The following is a 21,433-nucleotide window of genomic DNA, read 5'->3' as shown; positions in this document are numbered from 1 at the left end:
TCGGGGGCCTTATGAACGGGGGAATGCCGGAATGATGTCTTCCGCGACGCGGACACGTCCGGCCGGGAACGCACCGCCCTCCGCAGCCCGCACACCCACCGGAGCGGCACCCTCCCCGTACCCGCCCGGCGGACCGGCTCGCGGCTCCTCCGCCCCCGGCCGACAGGCCCTCCCGCGGGTGAACGGACGCCCCGGGCACTTCGGTTCGTTCCGATTGCAACAACTCGTACTGATCGAGATCGCGGCCGCGCTGCTGCTCGTGGCGTGGGTGATCGAGCCTCTGCTGCTGGTTCCGGCCGGTGCGGTCGCCACCGCGCTGGTGCTGCTCGCCGTCCTCCGCAGACACCGCCGTTCGCTGCCCGAGTGGCTGGGCACCGCGATCGCGCTGCGCGCGCGCACCCGCAGGGCCGCGTCGCTGGTGCCGCCCGCGGGTACCGAGCCGGGGATCGCGCCCGCCGTCGAGTGCGACCCGGCGCTGCGCACATACTCGTTCAGCGACCGTGACCGCCGGCCGGTCGGGATGATCGGCGACGGTACGTTCCTCACGGCCGTACTGCAGATCGAGTCGGATGCCACGGCGCTGCGTCCCGACCGGTCCGCGCAGCCGCTGCCCCTGACCCTGGTCCGGGACGTGCTCGACGTCGACGGCATCCGCCTGGAGTCGGCACAGATCGTGCAGCACACCCAGCCCGCGCCTGCCCCGCATCTGCCCCCGCAGTCCGTCGCGGCGCGCAACTACGCACCGCTGCAGGCCCGGACGGGATCGCCGGCGGTCCGGATCACCTGGATCGCGCTCAAACTGGACCCGGAGCTCTGCCCGGAGGCCGTGCAGGCGCGCGGCGGCGGGACCGAGGGGGCGCAGAAGTGCCTCGTACGGGCTGCCGATCAACTGGCCAGCAGACTGACGGGGGCCGGCTTCCGCGCGACGGTGCTGACCGAGCAGGAGTTGACGTCGGCGATCGCGACCTCGGCCTGTGTCAGCCCGTCGGCGATGGAGCAGGCGGGCCGGGCCCACACACCGGCGCGGCGCACCGAGGAGACCGCGCGGACCTGGCGATGCGACGACCGGTGGCACACCACCTACTGGGTGGGGCGCTGGCCGCAGTTCGGCGGGGCGACGAGCGGGGGCGGGGCGTCGATGCCGCAGCTGGTCGCGCTGCTCACCTCGCTCCCGGCGCTCGCCACGACCTTCAGCCTGACGCTGGGACACGGCGACCGGCAGGAGGTCTCGATCGCCGGCCACGTCCGGATAACGGGACGCAGCGACGAGGAACTGCTCGCCGCCCGGCATGAGTTGGAGCGCACCGCGCGTGGCGTGAAGACGTCGCTGGTACGACTCGACCGCGAGCAGCTGCCCGGTGTGCTCGCCACGCTGCCGCTCGGGGGTACCCGCTGATGTCCGTGTCCACCAGTGCCCGCGCCCGGCTGGGCTTCGGACTGATCGGACCGCGTCGCAGCCGGCATGCGGTCTCCGTCGAGCAACTCGCCTCGATGGCCCTGCCGGTCGGCGACGACGGCATGGTGATCGGTGTGGACGCCGAGGGGCGGCCCGCCGTGCTCGGCATCAACCGGCCGACGCCGTACGACGTCACACTGATCGGCGGGCTGTGGACGGCGCAGGTGCTGGCCCTGCGGGCGGCCGCGACCGGCGCCCGGATCGTCGTGGAGACCGGCCGGGCCCACGCCTGGACGGGGCTGGCGCAGGCGGCCGGGGGTGGCCAGCCGTGCATTTCGCTGCACGACGTGGGACGGGTGCCACCGCAGGGCGCCTCGGCCGGCAATCCGGTGGTCGTGGTGCGCGACTGCGGGATGCGGCCGCCGCGCGGGCGAGTGGTGTCCGGGCCCTGGCAGTCGGTGGTGACGCTGCTGCCGTATCTGAGCCCGGTGGCGCCCGCGTTGATGAAGAAGGCGTCCCTGGTGGGGATTCAACGGGTATCTCCCGATGAAGCCGAGCAGATCGGGCGAATCGCGCATCTGCCGGCGACCGCGACGCAGGCGCTGTCGACGCTGGCGGACGGGGTCACCCTCTGGTACACGGAACGGGACCGGCAGTTCGTGATGACGCAGGCCACCGATGCGGAGACCGGACTGCTGGGCGGCGCACGCCGAATGGACTGACCCTCGTATGGGCGCGAGGTAGGTACCGACCTGGACAAGGCGCACGGAATGTTCACATATCCGTGTGCAGATGTACGAGTTTGACCACTTCACTCTTCACGCACTGCCGTTCTCGGTTCACTTGGGGGCTACGCGTGACGTACTGGACAGCTCTTGCGGTGCCCTACGGCCTGCCGGATGGGGCCCGATGACGATTAGGGTGGGTGGGGGCGCCGCAGAAGAACCTGCGGGCAGGCAATGCGCGTCCCAAGGGGGAGAGCCGGGCGGTTCGGAATACGGGAACGGTCGCCCCCACCCACCACGGCACAAGGGTGCTCGACCACACCAGGAGGCAAAGTGAACGGCGATCGGGACGAAATCCGAGAGGGCTGGAGCAGGCCCGTCGACGAGTCGTCCGACGCGGAGCCCGCCGAGATGACGGGTGAGTTCACCATCGACTACACCCCGCCCGCCTGGTACACGCAGAACGCGTCCGGGGACTCGTCGGGCGGGGCCGGATCGCACCTGGCGCCGCCTCCGCCGCCCAACGGGGCGCCCGTGGCCGTGCCCGGGCTGCCGGCCGGGGGCGGCTTCGAGCCCACCTGGGCTCCGGCGCCGCCCGCACCCGCACCCGCACCGCCGGTGGCACCGGTCGAGCCGACGCCCCCCGCGGCTGCCGCTGCCGCTGATTCCTCTTCCTCCTCCGCGCCCGGGGCGGGGGAGCCGAGTGGTGCGCCGGCTCCTTTCGGAGGCGGAGACCTGGAGAGCGGCGCGACCATGCGGTTCTCACCGGCCGCGCTGAAGCGGGAGATCGCCGAGCGGGAGGCGGCGGCCGCGGAGGCCGCGGACGCCGCTGTGGCCGCGACCGCGGCCGCGACAACTGCCCCGCCGGCAGGTGAGGCCGGCGATCGCGGCGGGGACGGTGGCGCTGTCGATTCGGCCGCGACCGCCGGATCCGGCCCCGTGCCGTCTTCCGACGCGGCGACCGACGACGGCAACGGTGATGCGGGACCGGTGACCGATGCGGTCAGGGACGCCGTTACGGACGAGATTCCGGCCGGCGTTCCTGCCGACGCGGACGAGGCTGTCGGCCCTGTGTCCTCGGACGCGATTTCGGATGCGGTGCCGCAGAACGCACCGCCGGCCGCTGCGCCGCCGACCCCCTGGACCCCGGCACCGCCCGCGCAGGGCGGGCTGCCGCCGCTGCCGCCCGCCTTCCAGCCCGCCACACCGCAGCCCGACGCGCCCCAGCCGGCGCCGCAGTGGCCGGCTACGGGGCCTGCCCAGACGAACCAGGCGCCGGGCGGTTACGGGTTCCCGAACCCCGCGCAGGCACCGCACACGCCTCAGGCACCGCAAGCGCCTCAGCTGCCCGCACAGCGGAACGCCCCGGCGCCGCAGAGCGGTTACGGATTCCCGCCGCAGCCGCAGGGGCCCGCCCAGGGAGTGCCGCTGCCGCCGCAGCTTCCGCAGCACCCCGCGCAGGGCGCATACGGGTTCCCGCAACCGCCTCAGGTGCCGCAGTCACCGCAGTGGCCCGCACCGCAGAGCACCCCGCAGCCGCCTCAGGGCCACCAGCCGCCGGTCCAGGGCGCGCCCAATCTGCCCGCGCCGGTCGCGCCCCAGCCGCCCGCCCAGCAGCAGCAACACCCGCAACAGCAGCCGCCGCAGGGCCCGCCCGTCGACCCGCGCACCGGCGCGGCCTGGCCCACCCCGGTCACCCATGACCAGCGCGAGCGTTCCGTTCCCGGCGCGCCCCTCGGTTACACGGCGGCCGTGGAGCTGTCCTCCGACCGCCTGGTCCGGGGCAAGCAGAAGGCCAAGAGCAGTCGCGCGCCGTCCGCCGCGTCCCGCTTCAAGCTGGGCAACAAGAAGGAGGAGGCCGAGCGGCAGCGCAAGCTCGACCTGATCCGTACGCCCGTGCTGTCGTGCTACCGGATCGCGGTCATCAGCCTCAAGGGCGGTGTCGGCAAGACCACGACGACCACCGCGCTCGGCGCGACCCTGGCCACCGAGCGCCAGGACAAGATCCTCGCCATCGACGCCAACCCGGACGCCGGTACGCTCGGCCGTCGCGTGCGTCGCGAGACCGGGGCCACCATCCGCGACCTGGTCCAGGCGATCCCGTACCTCAACTCGTACATGGACATCCGCCGCTTCACCTCACAGGCGCCCTCCGGTCTGGAGATCATCGCCAACGACGTGGACCCGGCGGTCTCGACGACCTTCAACGACGAGGACTACCGGCGCGCGATCGACGTCCTCGGCAAGCAGTACCCGATCATCCTCACCGACTCGGGTACCGGTCTCCTCTACAGCGCGATGCGCGGAGTGCTGGACCTCGCCGACCAGTTGATCATCATCTCGACGCCGTCGGTCGACGGCGCGTCCAGTGCTTCCACGACGCTGGACTGGCTGTCGGCGCACGGGTACGCGGAACTGGTGCAGCGCTCGATCACCGTCATCTCCGGGGTCCGCGAGACCGGAAAGATGATCAAGGTCGATGACATCGTGCAGCACTTCGAGACGCGCTGCCGGGGCGTGATCGTCGTACCGTTCGACGAGCACCTGTCGGCCGGCGCCGAGGTCGACCTGGACATGATGCGCCCGAAGACCCGTGAGGCGTACTTCAACCTCTCCGCCCTCGTCGCCGAGGACTTCCCGCGCGCCCAGCAGCAGCAGGGTCTGTGGACGTCGGACGGCAACAACCCGCCGCCGCAGTTCGCCCCTCCGATGCCCGGGCACCAGATGCCCGGTCAGCAGCCGTACCCACCGCAGCAGACGGGCCAGCCGTACCCGCCTCAGCAGCCCCAGCAGCCCTACCCGCCCTATCAGCCGTACGGGGGACAGCAGCCGTATCCCCCGCACCCCGGTCCCGGTGTGCAGCAGAACGGCTGGCAGCAGTCGCTGCCGTCCCAGGCCCAGTCCCCGGCGAGCCCGGCCGGCCCGCCGGCGCCGCAGCAGCACGGCGGTCAGCCCGGCTCGCCGCCACAGCAGGACCACCCCGAACTGCAAGGCCCCGTCCCGCCCGCGGGCTGGCAGCAGCACCCTCCGCAGCCGCCGTCAGCGCCTCAGCAGTAAGGCATCAGAGGTCTGAACCAATGAGGGCCCGCACCGTCCCGACGGTGCGGGCCCTTTGGGCATTCCTGCAGCCCACACGCCGTTTGGGGCACCGTTGACGCGACTCGACCAGCGCTGGTAGACCTTCGCTTCACCAGTTGGCGAACCAGAGATCAACCCGCCTTCTCCGTGCGAGTCATGACGCGAGGTCCCTGTCCATGGTCACAAGAGTCCCACCACCCTCCGCTCAGCCACGCTCACGTATGCGTATCCTCCTGGCATCCGGTGCCGCGGCCCTCGCGTTGGCGGCCGGGTCGATCGTCCCCGGGATGCCCCTCGGCGCCGCGCCGCAGCAGGCGCAGGCCGCCGACAACGGCAAGACGACGCTGACCGTCGCGGTCGCACAGAGCGTCGACTCACTGAGCCCGTTCCTCGCTCAGCGGCTGATGAGCACCAGCGTCCACCGGCTCATGTACGACTTCCTCACCAACTACGACCCCAAGGACAACCACACGGTCCCTGGGCTCGCCACCAAGTGGGAGCCGTCAGCCGACAAGCTGACCTGGACGTACACCATACGGTCCAACTCCAAGTGGTCCGACGGGCAGCAGACGACCGCCGACGACGCGGCGTGGACCTTCAACAAGATGATGACCGACGAAGGCGCTGCCACCGCGAACGGCAGCTTCGTCGCGAACTTCAAGAAGGTGACGGCGCCCAGCCCGGACAAGCTGGTCATCGAGCTGAAGCAGCCTCAGGCCACCATGGCCGCCCTCGATGTGCCGATCGTGCCGAAGCATGTCTGGGAGAAGGTCGGGGACTTCTCGAAGTTCAACAACGACACCAAGTTCCCGATCGTCGGCAACGGGCCGTACATCCTGACCGACTACAAGGTCGACCAGTACGTGAAGCTCAAGGCCAACAAGAGCTTCTGGCGCGGCGCGCCCAAGTTCGACGAACTGGTCTTCAAGACGTACAAGGACCAGGACGCCGCGGTCGCCGCCCTGCGCAAGGGTGAGGTCTCGTTCGTCGCGGGCGCCCCCGCACTCACGCCCGCCCAGGCGGCGTCCCTCAAGGGCGACGCGAACATCAAGGTCAATGAGGGTCCGGGCCGCCGCTTCTTCGCGCTGGCCACCAACCCGGGCGCGCAGACCAAGGACGGCAAGAAGTTCGGCGACGGCAACAAGGCCCTGCTCGACCAGAAGGTCCGCCAGGCGCTCTTCCTGTCGATCGACCGCAAGACCATCATCGACAAGGTCTTCCAGGGTCACGCCGTCGAGGGCCAGGGCTACATTCCGCCGCGTTTCTCGGACTACTTCTGGCAGCCGTCCGACAGCCAGAGCCTGTCGTACGACCCTGACCGGGCGGCCAAGCTCCTCGACCAGGCGGGGTACAAGCTCAAGGGCGACCAGCGCGTCGGCAAGGACGGCAAGCCGCTCGACCTGCGCATCCTGTGCCACGCCACGGACCCGAACGACAAGGCGATCGGCAAGTACCTCAAGGAGTGGTGGGGCAAGCTCGGCATCGGCCTGAAGGTCGACTGCCGCGACGACGTCTCGGTGCCCTGGTACGCCGGTGAGTACGACCTCGCCTTCGACGGCTGGTCCGTCAACCCGGACCCGGACTTCGTGCTGGGCATCCACACCTGCTCGGCCCTGCCCGCCAAGGCCAAGGAGAGCGCGGCCACGGACAACTTCATCTGCGACAAGACGTACGACGAGCTGTACAAGAAGCAGCTCGCCGAGTACGACCCGGCCAAGCGGGCGGACATCGTCAAGCAGATGGAGTCGTGGATGTACGACTCCGGGTACATGAACATCATCGCGTACCCGAACGCCGTCGAGGCGTACCGCACCGACCAGATCAAGTCCATCACCACCATGCCCGAGGCGGCCGGCAACATCTACGGCCAGGACGGGTACTGGAGTTGGTGGTCGGCCGTTCCGGCGGCCGCCGACGGCAAGAACGGCTCGGCCGCGGACAGCGGTGGTAACTCCACCGGTGTCGTCATCGGCATCCTCGTCGCCGTGGTGGTGGTCGCCGGTGGCGGGTTCCTCCTCGCGCGGCGCCGCCGCAGCACGGCGGAGGAACGCGAATAATCACCCGAACGGGATGAGAGGGACCGGCAGGGGGCCACGACATCGCATCCCCCTGCCGGTCCCTCCAAGTGCAGTACGAGTAACGAGAGTTCCCCATGACAGCTGACAGCACTCCGGCGCTCGTGCAGAACGCGGATGCGGACACCGACGGCCGGGCTCCGGCCGGGCCGTCGGTCACCCGCGACGCACGGGCGCGCAACATCAAGGTCTATCTCCAGTACGTGGCGGCAAAGATCGCGGGAGCGGTCATCTCCCTGTTCGCCGTTCTCGTCACCAGCTTCTTCCTCTTCCGCCTCATCCCCAGCGACCCCGTGAAGCAGATGACCGGCGGTCGCCGCGTCTCCGCCGAGCAGCTCCAGTCACTCAGACACCAGTTCGGCCTCGACCAGCCGCTCTGGAAGCAGTTCACGAGCTACGTGGGTGATGCGCTGACCGGGGACTTCGGTACCTCGTTCCAGTTCCACACCCCCGTCATCGACAAGATCACCGAGGCGCTCCCGGCGACGCTGCTGCTCACCGGCACGGCGTACGTCCTCTACACGGCGCTCGGCATCTGGCTGGGCACCCGTACCGCCTGGCGCAACGGCTCCCGCAGCGACCGCTTCAACACCGCGTTCGCGCTGACGCTCTACTCGGTGCCGTCGTTCTGGCTGGGTCTGCTCCTGATCATTGTCTTCTCCGTGGGCATCGGCCCGATCCCGGGCATGTTCCCGACGGGCGGCCTGGAGTCGGGCGGCGAGACAGGCGTCGCCTACGTCCTCGACGTCGCCCATCACCTGGTGCTTCCCGTGATCACACTGGTCGCGGTCGGCTATGCGCAGACACTCCTCGTGATGCGTTCCTCGCTCCTCGACGAGATGGGCAGCGACTATCTGACGACAGCCCGCGCGAAGGGGCTCCGTGACGATGTCGTACGGCGCAAGCACGCCGTCCCGAACGCGATGCTGCCGACGTTCACACTGATGTTCGTGAACCTGGGTCATGTGGTGGCGGGCCAGATCCTGGTCGAGACGGTGTTCTCCTGGCCGGGGCTCGGCGGTCTCTTCTACCAGGCGCTGAGCGTGCCCGACCTTCCCCTCGTCCAAGGGCTGTTCTTCGTCTTCGCCACCGCGGTGATCCTGGCGAACACCCTCGCCGACGTGCTGTATCCGCTGCTCGATCCCCGGGTGGGCCGATGACGACCGAACAGTTGCCCGTGCAGAACGAAGCGGGCGTGACCAAGACCCCGCGCGCTCTGGCCCGGGCCCGCAAGCGCCAGTCACTGGCCCGCTTCTGGCGGGAGTACCGGTCACACCGGGGCGGTCTGTGGGGGCTGGCCGGACTCATCCTGATCGCGCTGATCGCGGTGTTCGCGCCCACGCTGGCCGGCGCCGACTCGCAGAGCGTCACCGACGCACCCGGGGGCGCTCTCGAATCGCCCAGCGGAGAATTTCCGCTCGGTACGGACCAGTTCGGACGCAGCGTCCTGGCACTGCTGGTGTGGGGCGCCCGCGTCTCGCTCACGGTGGGGCTGCTCGCCGCGTTCCTGTGCGTGGCGATCGGTACGGTCGTCGGGATCGTCGCGGGACACTTCCACGGCTGGTACTCGACGGTTCTGATGCGCGTCACCGACTGGTTCCTGGTGATGCCGACCCTCGTTCTCGCGATCGCGCTCGCCACCGTGATGGACCGTTCCATCTGGACGGTCATCCTCGCCATCGGCGTGACGACCTGGCCGACCACGGCCCGCCTGGTCCGCGCCCAGACGCTCGCCGTCGAGTCCCGTCCCTACATCGAGCGCGCCCGCGCCCTGGGCGCCGGCCACGGGCACATCATGGCCCGTCACGTCCTGCCGAACGTGATGCCGCTGGTGCTCGCGCAGACCACGCTCGTGATCTCCAGCGCGATTCTCACCGAGGCCACGCTCGCCTTCCTCGGCCTCGGCGACCCGACCATCACCTCCTGGGGCGGCATGCTTCAGGACGCGCGCGAGGCGGGCGCCGTGAGCGCCGGCGACTGGTGGTACCTGGCACCGCCCGGTATCGCCATCGCCGTGGTGGCGCTGTCGTTCACACTGTGCGGGCGTGCCATCGAGTCCGTCCTCAATCCCAAGCTGGGGGTGGCCCGTTGAGTACACCGAGCACGCAGAAGACCCCCTTGCTGGAGGTACGCGACCTCTCGGTGACGTACGCCGGCGGAGCGCAGGCGGTCCGGGGTGTGAACCTCACCGTCGACGCGGGCCGGAAGCTCGGCATCGCCGGTGAGTCCGGGTGCGGCAAGTCGACGCTCGCACTCGCGCTGCTGCGGCTGCTGCCCGCCCGGACGAAGGTCACCGGCGAGATCCTGCTGAACGGCGAGGACGTCCTCGCCATGAAGTGGGGCCAGGTCAGGGCCGTACGCTGGGCGGGTGCCTCGATCGTCTTCCAGGGGGCGATGCACTCGCTCAACGCCGTGCACCGCATCGGTGACCAGATCGCCGAGCCGATCCTGCTGCACAAGAAGGCGACACCGGCCGGGGCGAAGAAGAAGGCCGGTGAACTCCTGGAGCATGTGGGGCTGCCTGCCGCGCGCGCGAACGCGTATCCGCACGAGCTCTCCGGCGGTCAGCGGCAGCGCGTGATGATCGCGATGGCGCTGGCCTGCGACCCGGGCCTGATCATCGCGGACGAGCCGACGACGGCCCTCGACGTGATGATCCAGGCTCAGATCCTGCGGCTGATCGAGCAACTGGTGTCCCAGCAGGACCTCGGGCTGATCATGATCAGCCACGACCTGGCGGTGCTCTCGGACACCTGCGACCGGCTCGCGGTGATGTACGCGGGCCGGGTCGTGGAGGAGGGTCCCTCCGCCGCGGTGTTCGAGAACGCACAACACCCTTACAGCAAGGCCCTGTCGGGCGCCTTCCCGCGGATCGGCGACCGGTCCTCCCGGTTCGCGCCCCGCGGGCTGCCCGGTGACCCGCCGGACCCGTCGGCGCTGCCGGCCGGCTGCACGTTCCATCCGCGCTGTCCGGTGGCACTGGACTCCTGCACCACGCAGGACCAGGAGCTGCGGGACGCCGGTGCGGCGCGGCGGGCGGCCTGTGTGCTGGTGGAGCCGGCGGCAGCCGACGCCTCGCTCCGGCAGGGCGCCGAGGAAGCAAGGAGCACATCATGACCACCACCACTCCTCTGCTCAGCGCGGAGGGACTGAAGGTCACCTTCCCCGGCCGGCGCGGTGCGGCTACGGCGCGGGCGGTGGACGGCGTCGACCTGGACATCCGGCCCGGCGAGATCGTCGCACTGGTCGGCGAATCCGGGTGCGGCAAGACGACGCTGGCCCGCTCCCTGCTGGGGCTGGTGCCCCCGACGTCCGGGACGGTCACCTTCGACGGCAAGCCGCTCGACTACGCGGGACGCGCGCTGAAGGCGTACCGCAAGCGGGTGCAGCTGGTGCTCCAGGACCCCAGTGGTTCGCTCAACCCGCGGCACACGGTGTACGAGGCGGTGGCGGAGGGCCTGCGGATCCACGGCTACGCCGGTGACGAACGGGCCGCTGTCGCGGAGGCCCTGTCGCGGGCCGGGCTGCGGCCCCCGGAGCGATTCTTCCTGCGCTACCCGCACGAGCTGTCGGGCGGCCAGCGCCAGCGCGTCGTGATCGCGGGTGCCCTCGTCCTGGAACCGGAACTCATCGTGGCCGACGAGCCGGTGGCCTCGTTGGACGCGTCGGTGCGCGGCGAGATCCTGGCCCTGCTGCTACGGCTGAGAGACGAACTGGGCCTGTCGGCCCTGGTGGTCACGCACGACCTCGGCCTGGCGTGGAACATCGCCGACCGGGTCGCGGTGATGTATCTCGGCCGGATCGTCGAGACGGGCGAGGTCGAGCAGATCCTGACGGCCCCGCAGCATCCCTACACCCAGGCACTGCTGTCGGTGCTGCCGGAGGCCGAGGGCGATCCGGTGATCCTCACGGGTGAGCCGCCTGACCCGTCGAAGGTCCCGTCCGGCTGTCGCTTCCACGCGCGCTGTCAGATCCTGGCCTCGGGCGAGGCGGAGCGGGCAGGGGTGGCGGACGCGTGCCGTACGAAGGATCTTCCGGTGCTCGTGGGGGGCGGGGAGACGCAGGTGGCGTGCCACTGGGCGCATGCGGTGGTGGGCGCGCAGCCGTAGGGCGGCCCTCCGGTCGGCCGGGCGTCCGGCCGACCGCTACGGCCGGATGCGACCCCGTCCCGGTCGATGCCTCAGTGCTCAGATACTGACTGCCGACGGCTTTTCGGCCCGGGCCGGCCGCCCGCCCCGGTGGCCGTCCCGGGGTCGGGCGGGGTCCGTTCCGCCGTCTCCAGGGAGCGTTCCAGCTTGCCGAGGAGGCGGCCCAGCTGACGCCGCTCGGTCCCCGTCAGCTCCGCCAGCATCCGCTCCTCGTTGGCGAAGTGCGCGACCGCGACGACATCGGCGATCTCGATCCCCCGGTCGGTGAGCCGCGCGTACACGACCCTGCGGTCGCCGGGATCGCGCTCCCGGGTCACCAGACCGGCCTTCTCCAGCCGGTCCAGACGCAGCGTGATGCCGCCGGTGGTGACCAGGGATATGTCGGCGAGTTCACCGGCGGTCCGCCGGTAGGGCGGGCCTGACCTGCGCAGGGCCGCGAGCACATCGAAGGCCGCCATGTTCAGGTCGAAGCAGTCGAAGAGATCGGACAGCAGCCCCTGGTAGCGCAGGTAGCTGCGGTGGAGCCGGCCGAGGACCTCCATCGGCGAGGCGTCGAGACCGGGCAGCTCCCGTTTCCACTGCTCCAGAATGAGGTCGACCGCGTCGGGGCTGCTGGAAGCTCTACGAGTCATGTGCGGTGGGAGGACGGCGCCGGCGCCGGGACCCCGCGCCTCCTTCCGGGAATGGAGCGTGCGGTGCGGTAGTGACCGCCCACGATACAACCGGCGCCCGAAGCCGGACCCTTGTGGTGGCTGTCACCAAGTGCTAGAAATCTCAGCATTAGCTGTTTCAGTTCTTAGATAACTCTCCGTGGTGATATCGGTGATCGACCGCTGCGCCACCCCAGGAGGCACGGTCCGCATGCTCCTGCTCCCCACCGGGATGGTGGCGCCCACCCAGCGCACCATCCCCGACTTCGCCCTGGAACGTCCCGTGACGGCGGCCGAGGCCGTGGCCGCGGGGGTGACCCGCGGTGCGGTCTATGCACAGGGCTGCAGCGACCTCTTCGCACAGTTCCGCGAGGGTCTCGACTGCCGGACCCTCGTATCGCTGGAGCGCGTATCGGAGCTCGGCGCGATCGAATGGGACGGCTCGACGCTGGAGATCGGCGCCGGGGTCGACCATCACGCCGGCTCGCACGACGCCCGGGTGCGGGCCGCCCTGCCGGGCCTGGCCGCGGGCTGGGGCAGCATCGCCACGCAGCGGATCCGGCGACGGGCCACCCTCGGCGGGAATCTGATGGCGCGACGTACCCGGTACGAGATGTCGGTGATGCTGAGCGCCCTCCACGCGGAGCTGGACTTCCTGACACTCGACGGGACGGCCACCGTCCAGCCGGCCGCACTGTGGGACCGGGCGGAGCCGCCGGGCGGTCTGCTGCGCGCGATCAGGATCACGGACGTACGTCAGGTGTGGTTCGGGTACGAGCGCTCGATGCGCCCGCTGATGACGGTGGCCGCAGCGGTCCGCACGGGGACGGTCACGATGGCGGTGGGTTCCGAGTACACCCGTCCCTACACCGTCGGCGCCCCGCTGGGCACCGACCCCACCGAGATCGCGGCCGCACTGCCCGAGGCGATCGGCGACGCGGCCGGGAGCGCCCGCTACCGGCGCCACGTCGCCGCCGTGCTCCTCGGACGGCTGCTGGAACGACGCACCACCGGAGAGGGAATCCCCCGATGAACAGCGACCTGACCAGTGACACGGGCGCCCGGCTCACCATCGACTTCGCCGTCGACGGCCGACCTCGCTCCGAGCGGATCGCACCCAGCACCGTCCTGCTCGACCTGCTCCGCGACCGCTACGGCATGACCGGTGTCAAGGCGTCCTGCGAGCGCGGCGTCTGCGGCGCCTGCACCACGCTGATCGACGGCACTCCTTCCGCCTCCTGCAGCGTCTTCGCGTTCAGCGTCGACGGCCGGGCGGTGGAGACCATCGCGGGACAGGCCACGGACGGGGAACTGAGCCCGGTGCAGCGCGCCTTCGCGGAGTGCGGCGGCTTCCAGTGCGGTTACTGCACCCCCGGCATGGTCATGCTGACCACCGCCCTGCTGAGGGAGGACCCGGAGCCGGACGACGAGACGATCCGCTCCTGGATCTCCTCCAACGTGTGCCGCTGCACCGGCTACCAGATGATCATCGACTCGGTGCGCCGAGCGGCCGAGCTGATCCGGGACGACGAGCCGGCCCGTGACACCGAGGACGCCCGATGAGCAGATCCCTGATCGGCACGCGCGACCGCCGCACCGACGCGACCCTCAAGGTCACCGGCGCCGCGCAGTACACCGCCGACATCCGGCTCCCCGGCATGCTGCACGCCAAGGTGCTCCGCAGTCCGCACGCCCACGCCCGCCTGGTGTCGGTCGACAGCGCCAAGGCCCGCGCGCTGCCGGGCGTGCACGCAGTGCTGACCCGCGACGAGCTCGACGGACTCGACCCCACCTACGGCTACTTCATCAAGGACCAGCCGATCGTCGCCCTGGACCGGGTGCGGTACGCGGGTGACGTGGTGGCGGCCGTCGCCGCCGAGACCGAGGCGGTGGCACTGCACGCGCTGGAGCTGATCGAGGTGACGTACGAGCCGCTGCCGGCCGTCCCCGACATCGAGGCCGCTCTCGCACCCGACGCCCCGGAGCTGTTCGAACAGGCTCCGCCGGGCATCGTCCCTCCGTATGGAACAGGGGCCTCCGGTCAGCTCCGGCCGCGGCCCAACGTCTGTTACGAGTTCCGGTACGAGACCGGCCCGGACTCCGTCTGGGACGACTGCGACCACATCTTCGAGGACTCCTTCACCTTCTCCCGGATGAATCACTTCCATCTGGAGCCGTTCGTCACGGTCGCGGATGTGCGCGGCGAAGAGATCGAGATCTGGGCCTCCACCCAGAACCCGTTCCCGCTGCGCAAGGAGCTGGCGCGGGTGCTGCGCACCCCGGAGAGCCGGATCCATGTCCATGTGCCGTACGTGGGCGGCGGGTTCGGCTCGAAGCACAACTGCAAGACCGAGCCGATCGCCATCCTGCTGTCGCGGGCGGCCGGCCGGCCGGTGCGCTACTGCCTGACGACGGAGGAAGGTTTCCTCACGCTCAGCCAGCACGCCGCCGTCCTGAAGGTGAGGACGGGCGTCATGGCGGACGGGACGTTCGTCGCGCGCGAGAGCGAGGTGCTGCTGGACGCGGGGGCGTACTCCGACGGCAGCCCGCTGGTCGCGGAGAAGGCCTGCTACCGGATGCCGGGACCGTACCGCTGGCAGCACATACGCTCCTCCTCGTCGTGCGTGATGACGACGACCACACCGGCGGGACCGTTCCGCGGCTTCGGGGCGACGCAGGCCACCTGGGCGTCCGAGAGCCAGGTGGACATGATCGCCGAGCGGCTCGGGATGGATCCGTACGAGCTGCGCATGAAGAACCTCAAGCGGCTCGGGGAGCCGTTCGTGCCGGGCGAGAGCGGGATCGACAGCGATCTCGCCGAAGGCCTGGACGCCGTCGCAGATGCGCTCGGTTATCAGGGGCGCGAACGCGTACCCGGTCGCGGGATGGGGCTGGCCATCGGTTTCAAGGACGGCGGCGGGGTGAACAAGCCCGCGCAGGCACGGGTGAAGATCACGGCCACCGGCTCGGTCTATGTCAGTTCCGGCACGGTCGAGATCGGCCAGGGCGCCTCAACCTCGCTCTGCCAGGTCGCAGCCGAGGTGCTCGGCACGGATCTGGAGCGGGTGCGGTACGCGCCGGTCGACACCGATGTCACCCCCTACGACCAGGGCACCAACGCCTCGTCCGGGATGACGGTGATGGGCACCGCGGTACTCAGGGCGGCCCAGGACGCCAGGTCGAAGGTGCTCGCTTTCGCAGCCGGGCAGCTCGGCTGCGATCCGGCCGAACTGACCTTGCGGGACTGGACGGTTCAGCGCGGGGAAGACGCACCGGTTCCGCTGCCGGGCCTGGTGGCGAGGGTCTTCGGCGGTACGGGTTACGAATTCCACGGCGAGGGCTTCTTCAAGGCGCCGCTCTCCTCCGACGCCCCGCTGGAGTCCCCCTGCCTCTTCTGGGAGATCGGCTGGGCGGGCGCGGAGGTCGAGGTCGACCCGGACACCGGAAAGGTGACGGTCCTGCAGTTGGTGGCGAGCGGCGATGTCGGCCGGGCAGTCAACAAGCTGCTCTGCCGCGGTCAGGACGAGGGCGCTGCCGTGATGGGGCTGGCGCAGGCGATGTTCGAGGAGATGCGGTACGAGGACGGCGCACTGCTCAACGGTGAGGCGCTGGACTACCGGGTGCCGATGGCCGAGGACCTCCCCGAGCGTTTCGTGTCGATCACCCAGGAGCAGGGGCACGGGCCCGGCCCGTTCGGTGCCAAGGGGGCCGGCGAGGGTGCGATGGTCCCGGTCGCGGCGGCCGTCGCCAATGCGGTGCAGGACGCCACGGGGGCGCGGGTGACCACCCTGCCGCTCTCCCCCGAGCGGGTCTTCGACGCGCTGCAGGCACTGCCACGGGAGCGCACAGAGCTGCGCTGACCCGCACCGCCCAACCGGCCCATGGCGCATCCGCCATGGGCCGGTGAGCCATGCCCGTACCGCGCTCGCCATCAAAATGCCTGTTCAGGCGAGGTTCACTTCGTTATGAAATTTAAGTGCTTAGTTATTGACCCCTAAGACACTTCTTTCTAGGGTCGCCGCAACTCCTCTGTTCGCGGAAGGATCCCCATGTCAATCGTGGCCACCGGCCCCACCGTGAGCTCCATCTCGGCCAGGCTCGAACGCCTGCCGAGCTCTCGCTGGCACATCAAGGTCCGCACGCTCATCGGCGCCGTCACGTTCTTCGAGGCGTTCGACCAGCTGCTGACCGCCTCCGCACTGCCCGTCCTGACCGAACAGTGGAAGCTGAGCACCGGCCAGGGCACGCTGATCGTCACCAGCGGTTCGGTCGGCATGCTGCTCGGCGCACTCGTCGCCGGCTGGCTCGGCGACCGCATCGGCCGGGTCCGTACCGTCGCGCTCGGCGTGGCCGTGACCGCGCTTGCCAGCCTCGCCGTCGCCGTCTCGCCCGGCTTCGCCCTGTTCACCGCCTTCCGGTTCGTCCAGGGGCTCGGCATCGGCGGCGTCGTGCCCGTCGCCGCCACGTACATCAACGAGATAGCGCGCGCCGACCACCGCGGCCGGTTCGTGCTGCTGTACGAGCTCATCTTCCCGGCCGGTCTGGCCTCGGCGACCCTGGTGGCCAGCTGGGTGGTGCCCAGCTTCGGCTGGCGTGTGATGTTCCTGATCGGCGCCCTGCCGGTGCTCCTGGTGGTCGTCCTGCGCCGCCAGGTCCCCGAGTCGCCACGCTGGCTGCTCTCCCGCGGCCGGGTCGAGGAGGCCGAGCAGGTCATCGCCCGGATCGAGCAGGACGTCGAGAAGTCCATCGGCGCGCAGCTGCCGGAGCCCGGCCCGGCGACAGCCGTCGAGACGGCCCGCGGCGGCCTGCGCGACCTGTTCACCGGCCGCTATCTGCGGCGCACGGTGGTCGTCTCGGGTCTGTGGTTCGTCGCGTACTACGTCAACCACGGCATCGCGACCTGGCTGCCCTCGCTCTACACCAAGACGTTCGGCCTCGATCTGCGCACCGCGCTGAACTACTCGCTGCTGAGCAATGTGACCGGGCTGATCGGCTGTCTCCTCGTGGCCCTGATCATCGACCGGGTGGGCCGCCGGATCTCGCTCACCATCGGGCTCGGCGGTGCGGCGGTGGCCCTGCTCTCACTGGCCGTCTCCGGTGCCACCTCGGGCGGACAGGTCGCGGTCTGGGCGTCGGTCGCGACGCTCTTCGTCTTCGCGACCAATGTCAGCCTGTACCTCTACACACCGGAGCTGTACCCGACCCGCAGCCGTGCGCGCGGGGCGTCGTTCGGCGGGGTGTGGAACAGGCTCGGTGTCATCCTCGGACCGATCGTGGTCGGCGCCATCATCGGCTCCGGGGGCAGCCTGACGATGGTCTTCGCCCAGCTGGGCTGCATGGCCGTGGTGGGTGCCGTGATCGCACTGTTCGCGGTGGAAACCAAGGGGAAGACGCTGGAGGAGCTCAACTCCTGAGCCGCCCCCCGATGCACCTACGGCTCCGGCCGGGACGGCTTGTGCGCGGTCCCGGCCGGAGCCGTTGGTGAGAGAAGGATCAGCCGCGGTCGTACGCCGCGATCAGCTCGCCGGCCCGCTTCACATCGGCGGCGATCGCCACCAGCAGGTCGTCGAGCGAGTCGAACTTGGCCATCCCGCGGACGTACGCGAGGAAGTCGACGGAGACATGGAGTCCGTACAGATCAAGACCCACACGGTCGATCGCGTACGCCTCCACCGTCCGCTCCGTGCCGTCGAACTGCGGATTCGTGCCGACCGAGATAGCGGCGGGCATCCTCTCGCCGTTCGCGTTCAGCCAGCCCGCGTACACGCCGTCGGCGGGGATCGCGGTGTGCGGCAGGGTCTCCACGTTCGCCGTCGGGAAGCCCATGTCGCGGCCGCGCTGGGCGCCGCGCACCACGGTGCCCTCGACACGGTGCGGACGGCCCAGGATCTCGGCGGCGCCCGCCACATCGCCCTCGGCGACGAGCCGGCGGGTGAGGGTGGACGAGAACGGCTCGCCGCCGCCCGCCTCGCCGCTCACATACAGGTCGATGACCTCGACGCTGTAGTCGTACGTCGCACCGAACTCGGTGAGAAGCTGCACGTTCCCCGCGGCCTTGTGGCCGAAGCGGAAGTTGGGACCCTCGATGACGAGTTGCGCGTGCAACTTGTCGACCAGCACCTTCACGATGAAGTCGGCCGGCGCCAGCTTCGAGAACTCGGTCGTGAAAGGCAGGATCAGCAGCGCGTCCACCCCTAGCTCGGCCATCAGCTCGGCGCGCCGGTGGTGCGGGGCCAGCAGCGGCGGATGGCTGCCGGGCCGTACGACCTCGCTGGGGTGCGGGTCGAAGGTCACGACGACCGAGGGCACGCCCAGCTCGCGCGCGCGGTCCACGGCCCTGCCGATGATCAGCTGGTGTCCGCGGTGCACCCCGTCGTAGGAGCCGATGGTGACGACGCTGCGTCCCCAGTCCTGGGGGATGTCCTCCAAGCCACGCCAGCGCTGCACTGTGACCGCTCCTCGCCCGAACCTGTGTACGTGGGTTTACCTCTTATGCAGGTCTAAGACTGCCATGCCCCCGGCCCGGGTCCCGCATCGGCATCGTCATCGCGGTGGACAGGGACTCCATGGTCCGCTGCGCACCGGGGCCGACGACGGCCGCCCACTCCTGCGGCGCATCGGCCAGCCATCCGGTGGCCAGTCGGCCGAATCCGGGCCCGTCACGGGCCAGTTCGACCAGCCTGCGGTCGAAGTGGGCCGCTCCTTCGGGGGTGCGGACGAGCAGCATCCCGGTGCGGTGGACCAGAGCTCGGGTGCGGGCCGGCGCACGCCGGCCGGACCCGGTCGCCACCGCACAGAGCAGTGCGTCGAGCACGACCGGGTCACCGTGGGTGCCCTGCTCGAACTCCAGCAGGACCTCCAGCAGCTCGGCCCGCAGGGCCCCGGATGCCGGGGTGCCGGGTGCGGCGAGCACCCCGGCGAGGGCGCCCCGCACGGGTGCGGGGGCCGGACTGTCCCGCAGCAGACCGCTCATCAGGGGCAGCAGCAGGGCGCGGGCGGCGGGCCCGTGCTCCAGCCTGCGGTCGATGTACGCGGCGACATGCGCGCCGCCCTCCGGCCGGCTGTCGACGTAGGCCCGCACCAGACCGGCCGCGTGCAGGGCCAGCGCCGGGGCGTCGATCGCGGCGAGCGAGCGCAGCACCTCGCCGGCACCGTCCCCGGGCCGGGTGAGCGCCTCCCGGAACGCGGCGATCACCGGCTCGCGATGGGTCGGCAGGGCGATGACGAGCTCGGCCGCGGACAGCTGCGGATCGCCCTGCACGAAGACCCGCAGGGCCTGCGGCAGATAGCGGTCCCGGGTCTGCGGATCACGTACGAGGGGGGTCAGCCCGGCTCCGTGCAGGGCGACGTCGGCGTGGGCCAGCAGGGCGAGCGCCGAGCGGCGCAGCAGTGCACGGTCGGCTTCGGCGGTGGCATGCGGTGCGGTGACGAGCCCGTACGTGGCGGCGGCGCCCCGCCGGGCCCGCCCTCCGCCGTCGCGGGCCCAGCGCTCGACAGCCCGGCACAGCGCGGCCGGCTCGTCCTCGGCCAGCGCGGTGAGCAGCTCGTCGGCGCGCGGGTGGACGGTCGTGACGAGGGCGTCGGTCAGATCGTCGACAGCGAGGTCACGACGGGCGTGGAGGAGCGCCTGCGCTGCGGCGGCGACGGTCGGCCGCAGCGCCACACCGTCCTCGGCGGACAACGGGCGCTCATCGGTGAACCAGCGACAGAGCAGGGGCTGCACGATCCGGGGCCGGGCGACGAGCCGCCTGGCCACCACATCCAGGAACCGCTCCTCGCCGCTGTCCCCGCCCTCGTCACGGCACGCGCCGGCCCGGCCCCGTCGGCCGTCGCGGTCTCCGCCCCACCCGCCTCCGCGCGGCGGGCCGTCCGCGGGGACCAGCCGCCGCAGCAGGTCGATGCGGTCCGCCTCGGGCAGCCGCAGCCGCCGCCAGAACCACGGTCCGAACTCGGCGTACGCCCCCAGGGGGCGTCGGCGATGTTCCCGGCCGGTGGGGACATCCCGGGCGCCTCCTGGCTTCCCCGTCCGTCCCTCGGCGCCGGACCGCCGGACGATATGACCGGCCAGGAGCCGCAGCACTTCCACGTGCGGACCGGCATCGGGCACCCGGAGCAACGTCTGCGACAGGAGGTGAGCGGCCCACCAGGAGGCGTCGCTGAGCGCGCCGGCGTCCTCGGCCCTGCCGGGCCCCGCCCGGCCTGCTCGAGCGTGCGGGCGATCGCGTCGGCGACCGAGGCGTCGTCGGCCAGCAGATCGGCGCCGCGCAGCCAGAGAGTGAGGGCGGGGTCGCAACCACGGGCCCGGCGGGCGGCGAGCGCGGCGAGTTCGGTGGTGCGCCCGGTGCCGGGCTCCGCGACGAGGCCGAGCACGACCGCGGGGCGTTCTCCGGAGGCGGTGAACGCCGTGAACTCCGCAGTGATGTCCGGGCGTTCGACCGGGTCGGGCCAGGCGCCCGGACCTGCCGCGGCCCCGATGGACATCGCGGCGAGCTGCAGGGCACCGGCAAGGTTGAGGTCGCGTCCGTATCCGGGGACGGTCGTCGCATTGCGCCGCAGCAACTCGCCCAGCGGCTCGACGGTGCCCGCTCCCACCAGCGGCACGGCGAACCCGGCGGCGGAGTGTCCGCCGCGCAGGGCGGTGCCGACCACGGCGATGACCGCGCCACTGTCCGGATCGAGCACAGGCCCGCCGACCGCCGCCCCACGCAGCCGCAGGGCGTCTCTGCCGTCCGTGCCGAGCGCCAGCTCCATCGCGGCACCGACCCGGTAGGAGCGGTCGGTCGCGGTGTACGTCACCGGGGCCACGCCCAGCACGCGCGCCTCGCGCCAGCCGTGGGCGGCGACGCGTACGTACGTACCCGCCTCGATCCGGTCCCGCAGGGCGACCGGCAGCGGCTCCACGCCGAGTGCATCGAGTCCGCCGGTGCGCACCAGCGCAAGGTCCAGCTCAGGGAGGTTGGTGATCGCATCGGCCTCGACGAGGCAGCTGCGGTCACCCTTCCCGTACAGGACGAGTCGCAGCAGGCCGTCGACCGCTTCGTGACTGGTGACGACCGTGCCACGGTCGTCCGCGACGAACCCCGTCCCTCGCTGCCGGCCGGCCGGATCGCAGATACGTACCAGCGTCGACCGGTTCCCGCTTCCCATGGTCCGACGTTAGGTCGGCCGTGATCAGCGCGAGAACCACTCGGAGCAAACGCGCCCCCAAATGCACCCCTGATTCACTCCGAGCGCCTGCTCGTGGGGGTGAATTCGTGGGTTCGGGTGGACAGACACCCCGAGGGGGATCGTGGAGCGGGTAAGGGGGGCTGCCCGCTCCACGATGGGAATCCGGTGTCCGGTCGCGATCCCGACGCCGGCG

14 protein-coding genes and 2 pseudogenes are annotated in these 21,433 nt (G+C 71.0%); 12 read left to right on the top strand and 4 right to left on the bottom strand.

Features of this window, described 5'->3' with window-relative positions; all coding sequences use genetic code 11:
* The first annotated feature begins 34 nt into the window (after positions 1–34).
* From eccE to ACFYP5_RS36965, 8 genes are all read left to right on the top strand, one after another.
* On the top strand, positions 35–1,396 hold the full coding sequence (eccE, locus tag ACFYP5_RS37000; protein WP_389044158.1) for a type VII secretion protein EccE: 1,362 nt from the start codon (positions 35–37) through the stop codon (positions 1,394–1,396).
* Positions 1,396–2,118, top strand: a complete 723-nt coding sequence (locus ACFYP5_RS36995) for a hypothetical protein (RefSeq protein ID WP_389044122.1) — start codon at positions 1,396–1,398, stop codon at positions 2,116–2,118. Before eccE ends, ACFYP5_RS36995 begins: the two co-directional genes overlap by 1 nt.
* Before the next feature lie 336 nt (positions 2,119–2,454).
* Positions 2,455–5,178 (top strand): SCO5717 family growth-regulating ATPase, encoded by a 2,724-nt coding sequence (locus ACFYP5_RS36990; protein ID WP_389044120.1) that lies wholly within the window; start codon positions 2,455–2,457, stop codon positions 5,176–5,178.
* A gap of 197 nt (positions 5,179–5,375) precedes the next feature.
* Positions 5,376–7,256 (top strand): ABC transporter substrate-binding protein, encoded by a 1,881-nt coding sequence (locus ACFYP5_RS36985; protein ID WP_389044116.1) that lies wholly within the window; start codon positions 5,376–5,378, stop codon positions 7,254–7,256.
* 95 nt (positions 7,257–7,351) lie between these two features.
* Positions 7,352–8,434 carry an ABC transporter permease gene (locus ACFYP5_RS36980; protein WP_389044114.1) on the top strand — a complete coding sequence of 361 codons (1,083 nt, stop codon included), beginning with the start codon at positions 7,352–7,354 and terminating at the stop codon, positions 8,432–8,434.
* Positions 8,431–9,366, top strand: coding sequence for an ABC transporter permease (locus ACFYP5_RS36975; protein ID WP_389044110.1), 936 nt, complete (start codon positions 8,431–8,433; stop codon positions 9,364–9,366). Before ACFYP5_RS36980 ends, ACFYP5_RS36975 begins: the two co-directional genes overlap by 4 nt.
* A complete protein-coding gene (locus ACFYP5_RS36970; protein WP_389044107.1) occupies positions 9,363–10,391 on the top strand; it encodes an ABC transporter ATP-binding protein in 1,029 nt (342 codons plus the stop codon). Before ACFYP5_RS36975 ends, ACFYP5_RS36970 begins: the two co-directional genes overlap by 4 nt.
* Positions 10,388–11,383: an oligopeptide/dipeptide ABC transporter ATP-binding protein gene (locus ACFYP5_RS36965; RefSeq protein WP_389044104.1), complete on the top strand. Its 996-nt coding sequence runs from the start codon at positions 10,388–10,390 to the stop codon at positions 11,381–11,383. Before ACFYP5_RS36970 ends, ACFYP5_RS36965 begins: the two co-directional genes overlap by 4 nt.
* Before the next feature lie 71 nt (positions 11,384–11,454).
* Here the strand turns inward: ACFYP5_RS36965 and ACFYP5_RS36960 are convergent, their stop codons facing one another.
* Positions 11,455–12,054, bottom strand: a complete 600-nt coding sequence (locus tag ACFYP5_RS36960; RefSeq protein ID WP_389044101.1) for a MarR family winged helix-turn-helix transcriptional regulator — start codon at positions 12,052–12,054, stop codon at positions 11,455–11,457.
* A 229-nt stretch (positions 12,055–12,283) separates the two neighbouring features.
* Here ACFYP5_RS36960 and ACFYP5_RS36955 point away from each other — a divergent pair, with 229 nt between their 5' ends.
* From ACFYP5_RS36955 to ACFYP5_RS36940, 4 genes are all read left to right on the top strand, one after another.
* A complete protein-coding gene (locus ACFYP5_RS36955) occupies positions 12,284–13,105 on the top strand; it encodes an FAD binding domain-containing protein (protein WP_389044099.1) in 822 nt (273 codons plus the stop codon).
* Positions 13,102–13,635, top strand: coding sequence for a (2Fe-2S)-binding protein (locus ACFYP5_RS36950; RefSeq protein ID WP_389044096.1), 534 nt, complete (start codon positions 13,102–13,104; stop codon positions 13,633–13,635). Before ACFYP5_RS36955 ends, ACFYP5_RS36950 begins: the two co-directional genes overlap by 4 nt.
* A complete protein-coding gene (locus ACFYP5_RS36945; RefSeq protein WP_389044093.1) occupies positions 13,632–15,932 on the top strand; it encodes a xanthine dehydrogenase family protein molybdopterin-binding subunit in 2,301 nt (766 codons plus the stop codon). Before ACFYP5_RS36950 ends, ACFYP5_RS36945 begins: the two co-directional genes overlap by 4 nt.
* A 189-nt stretch (positions 15,933–16,121) precedes the next feature.
* On the top strand, positions 16,122–17,486 hold the full coding sequence (locus ACFYP5_RS36940; protein ID WP_267001143.1) for an MFS transporter: 1,365 nt from the start codon (positions 16,122–16,124) through the stop codon (positions 17,484–17,486).
* Between the two features lie 79 nt (positions 17,487–17,565).
* Here the strand turns inward: ACFYP5_RS36940 and ACFYP5_RS36935 are convergent, their stop codons facing one another.
* The 3 genes and pseudogenes from ACFYP5_RS36935 to ACFYP5_RS36925 all read right to left on the bottom strand — a co-directional run.
* Positions 17,566–18,519, bottom strand: a complete 954-nt coding sequence (locus ACFYP5_RS36935; protein ID WP_389044091.1) for a bifunctional riboflavin kinase/FAD synthetase — start codon at positions 18,517–18,519, stop codon at positions 17,566–17,568.
* A gap of 43 nt (positions 18,520–18,562) precedes the next feature.
* Positions 18,563–20,428 (bottom strand): annotated as a pseudogene (locus ACFYP5_RS36930) (serine protease); the annotation flags it as partial.
* Between the two features lie 350 nt (positions 20,429–20,778).
* Positions 20,779–21,219: pseudogene (locus ACFYP5_RS36925) on the bottom strand (trypsin-like peptidase domain-containing protein); the annotation flags it as partial.
* Positions 21,220–21,433 lie beyond the last annotated feature (214 nt).

This window comes from Streptomyces sp. NPDC005262, assembly GCF_042872425.1.
In the GTDB taxonomy this organism is placed as follows: Bacteria; Actinomycetota; Actinomycetes; order Streptomycetales; family Streptomycetaceae; genus Streptomyces.
This window is presented reverse-complemented; position numbering and strand designations above follow the sequence as displayed.

Bases quoted from the DNA above. Each gene is read 5' to 3' on its own strand.
- eccE (WP_389044158.1), top strand. From the start codon at position 35: ATGTCTTCCGCGACGCGGACACGTCCGGCCGGGAACGCACCGCCCTCC.
- ACFYP5_RS36995 (WP_389044122.1), top strand. From the start codon at position 1,396: ATGTCCGTGTCCACCAGTGCCCGCGCCCGGCTGGGCTTCGGACTGATC.
- ACFYP5_RS36985 (WP_389044116.1), top strand. From the start codon at position 5,376: ATGGTCACAAGAGTCCCACCACCCTCCGCTCAGCCACGCTCACGTATG.
- ACFYP5_RS36980 (WP_389044114.1), top strand. From the start codon at position 7,352: ATGACAGCTGACAGCACTCCGGCGCTCGTGCAGAACGCGGATGCGGAC.
- ACFYP5_RS36975 (WP_389044110.1), top strand. From the start codon at position 8,431: ATGACGACCGAACAGTTGCCCGTGCAGAACGAAGCGGGCGTGACCAAG.
- ACFYP5_RS36965 (WP_389044104.1), top strand. From the start codon at position 10,388: ATGACCACCACCACTCCTCTGCTCAGCGCGGAGGGACTGAAGGTCACC.
- ACFYP5_RS36960 (WP_389044101.1), bottom strand. From the start codon at position 12,054: ATGACTCGTAGAGCTTCCAGCAGCCCCGACGCGGTCGACCTCATTCTG.
- ACFYP5_RS36955 (WP_389044099.1), top strand. From the start codon at position 12,284: ATGCTCCTGCTCCCCACCGGGATGGTGGCGCCCACCCAGCGCACCATC.
- ACFYP5_RS36950 (WP_389044096.1), top strand. From the start codon at position 13,102: ATGAACAGCGACCTGACCAGTGACACGGGCGCCCGGCTCACCATCGAC.
- ACFYP5_RS36945 (WP_389044093.1), top strand. From the start codon at position 13,632: ATGAGCAGATCCCTGATCGGCACGCGCGACCGCCGCACCGACGCGACC.
- ACFYP5_RS36940 (WP_267001143.1), top strand. From the start codon at position 16,122: ATGTCAATCGTGGCCACCGGCCCCACCGTGAGCTCCATCTCGGCCAGG.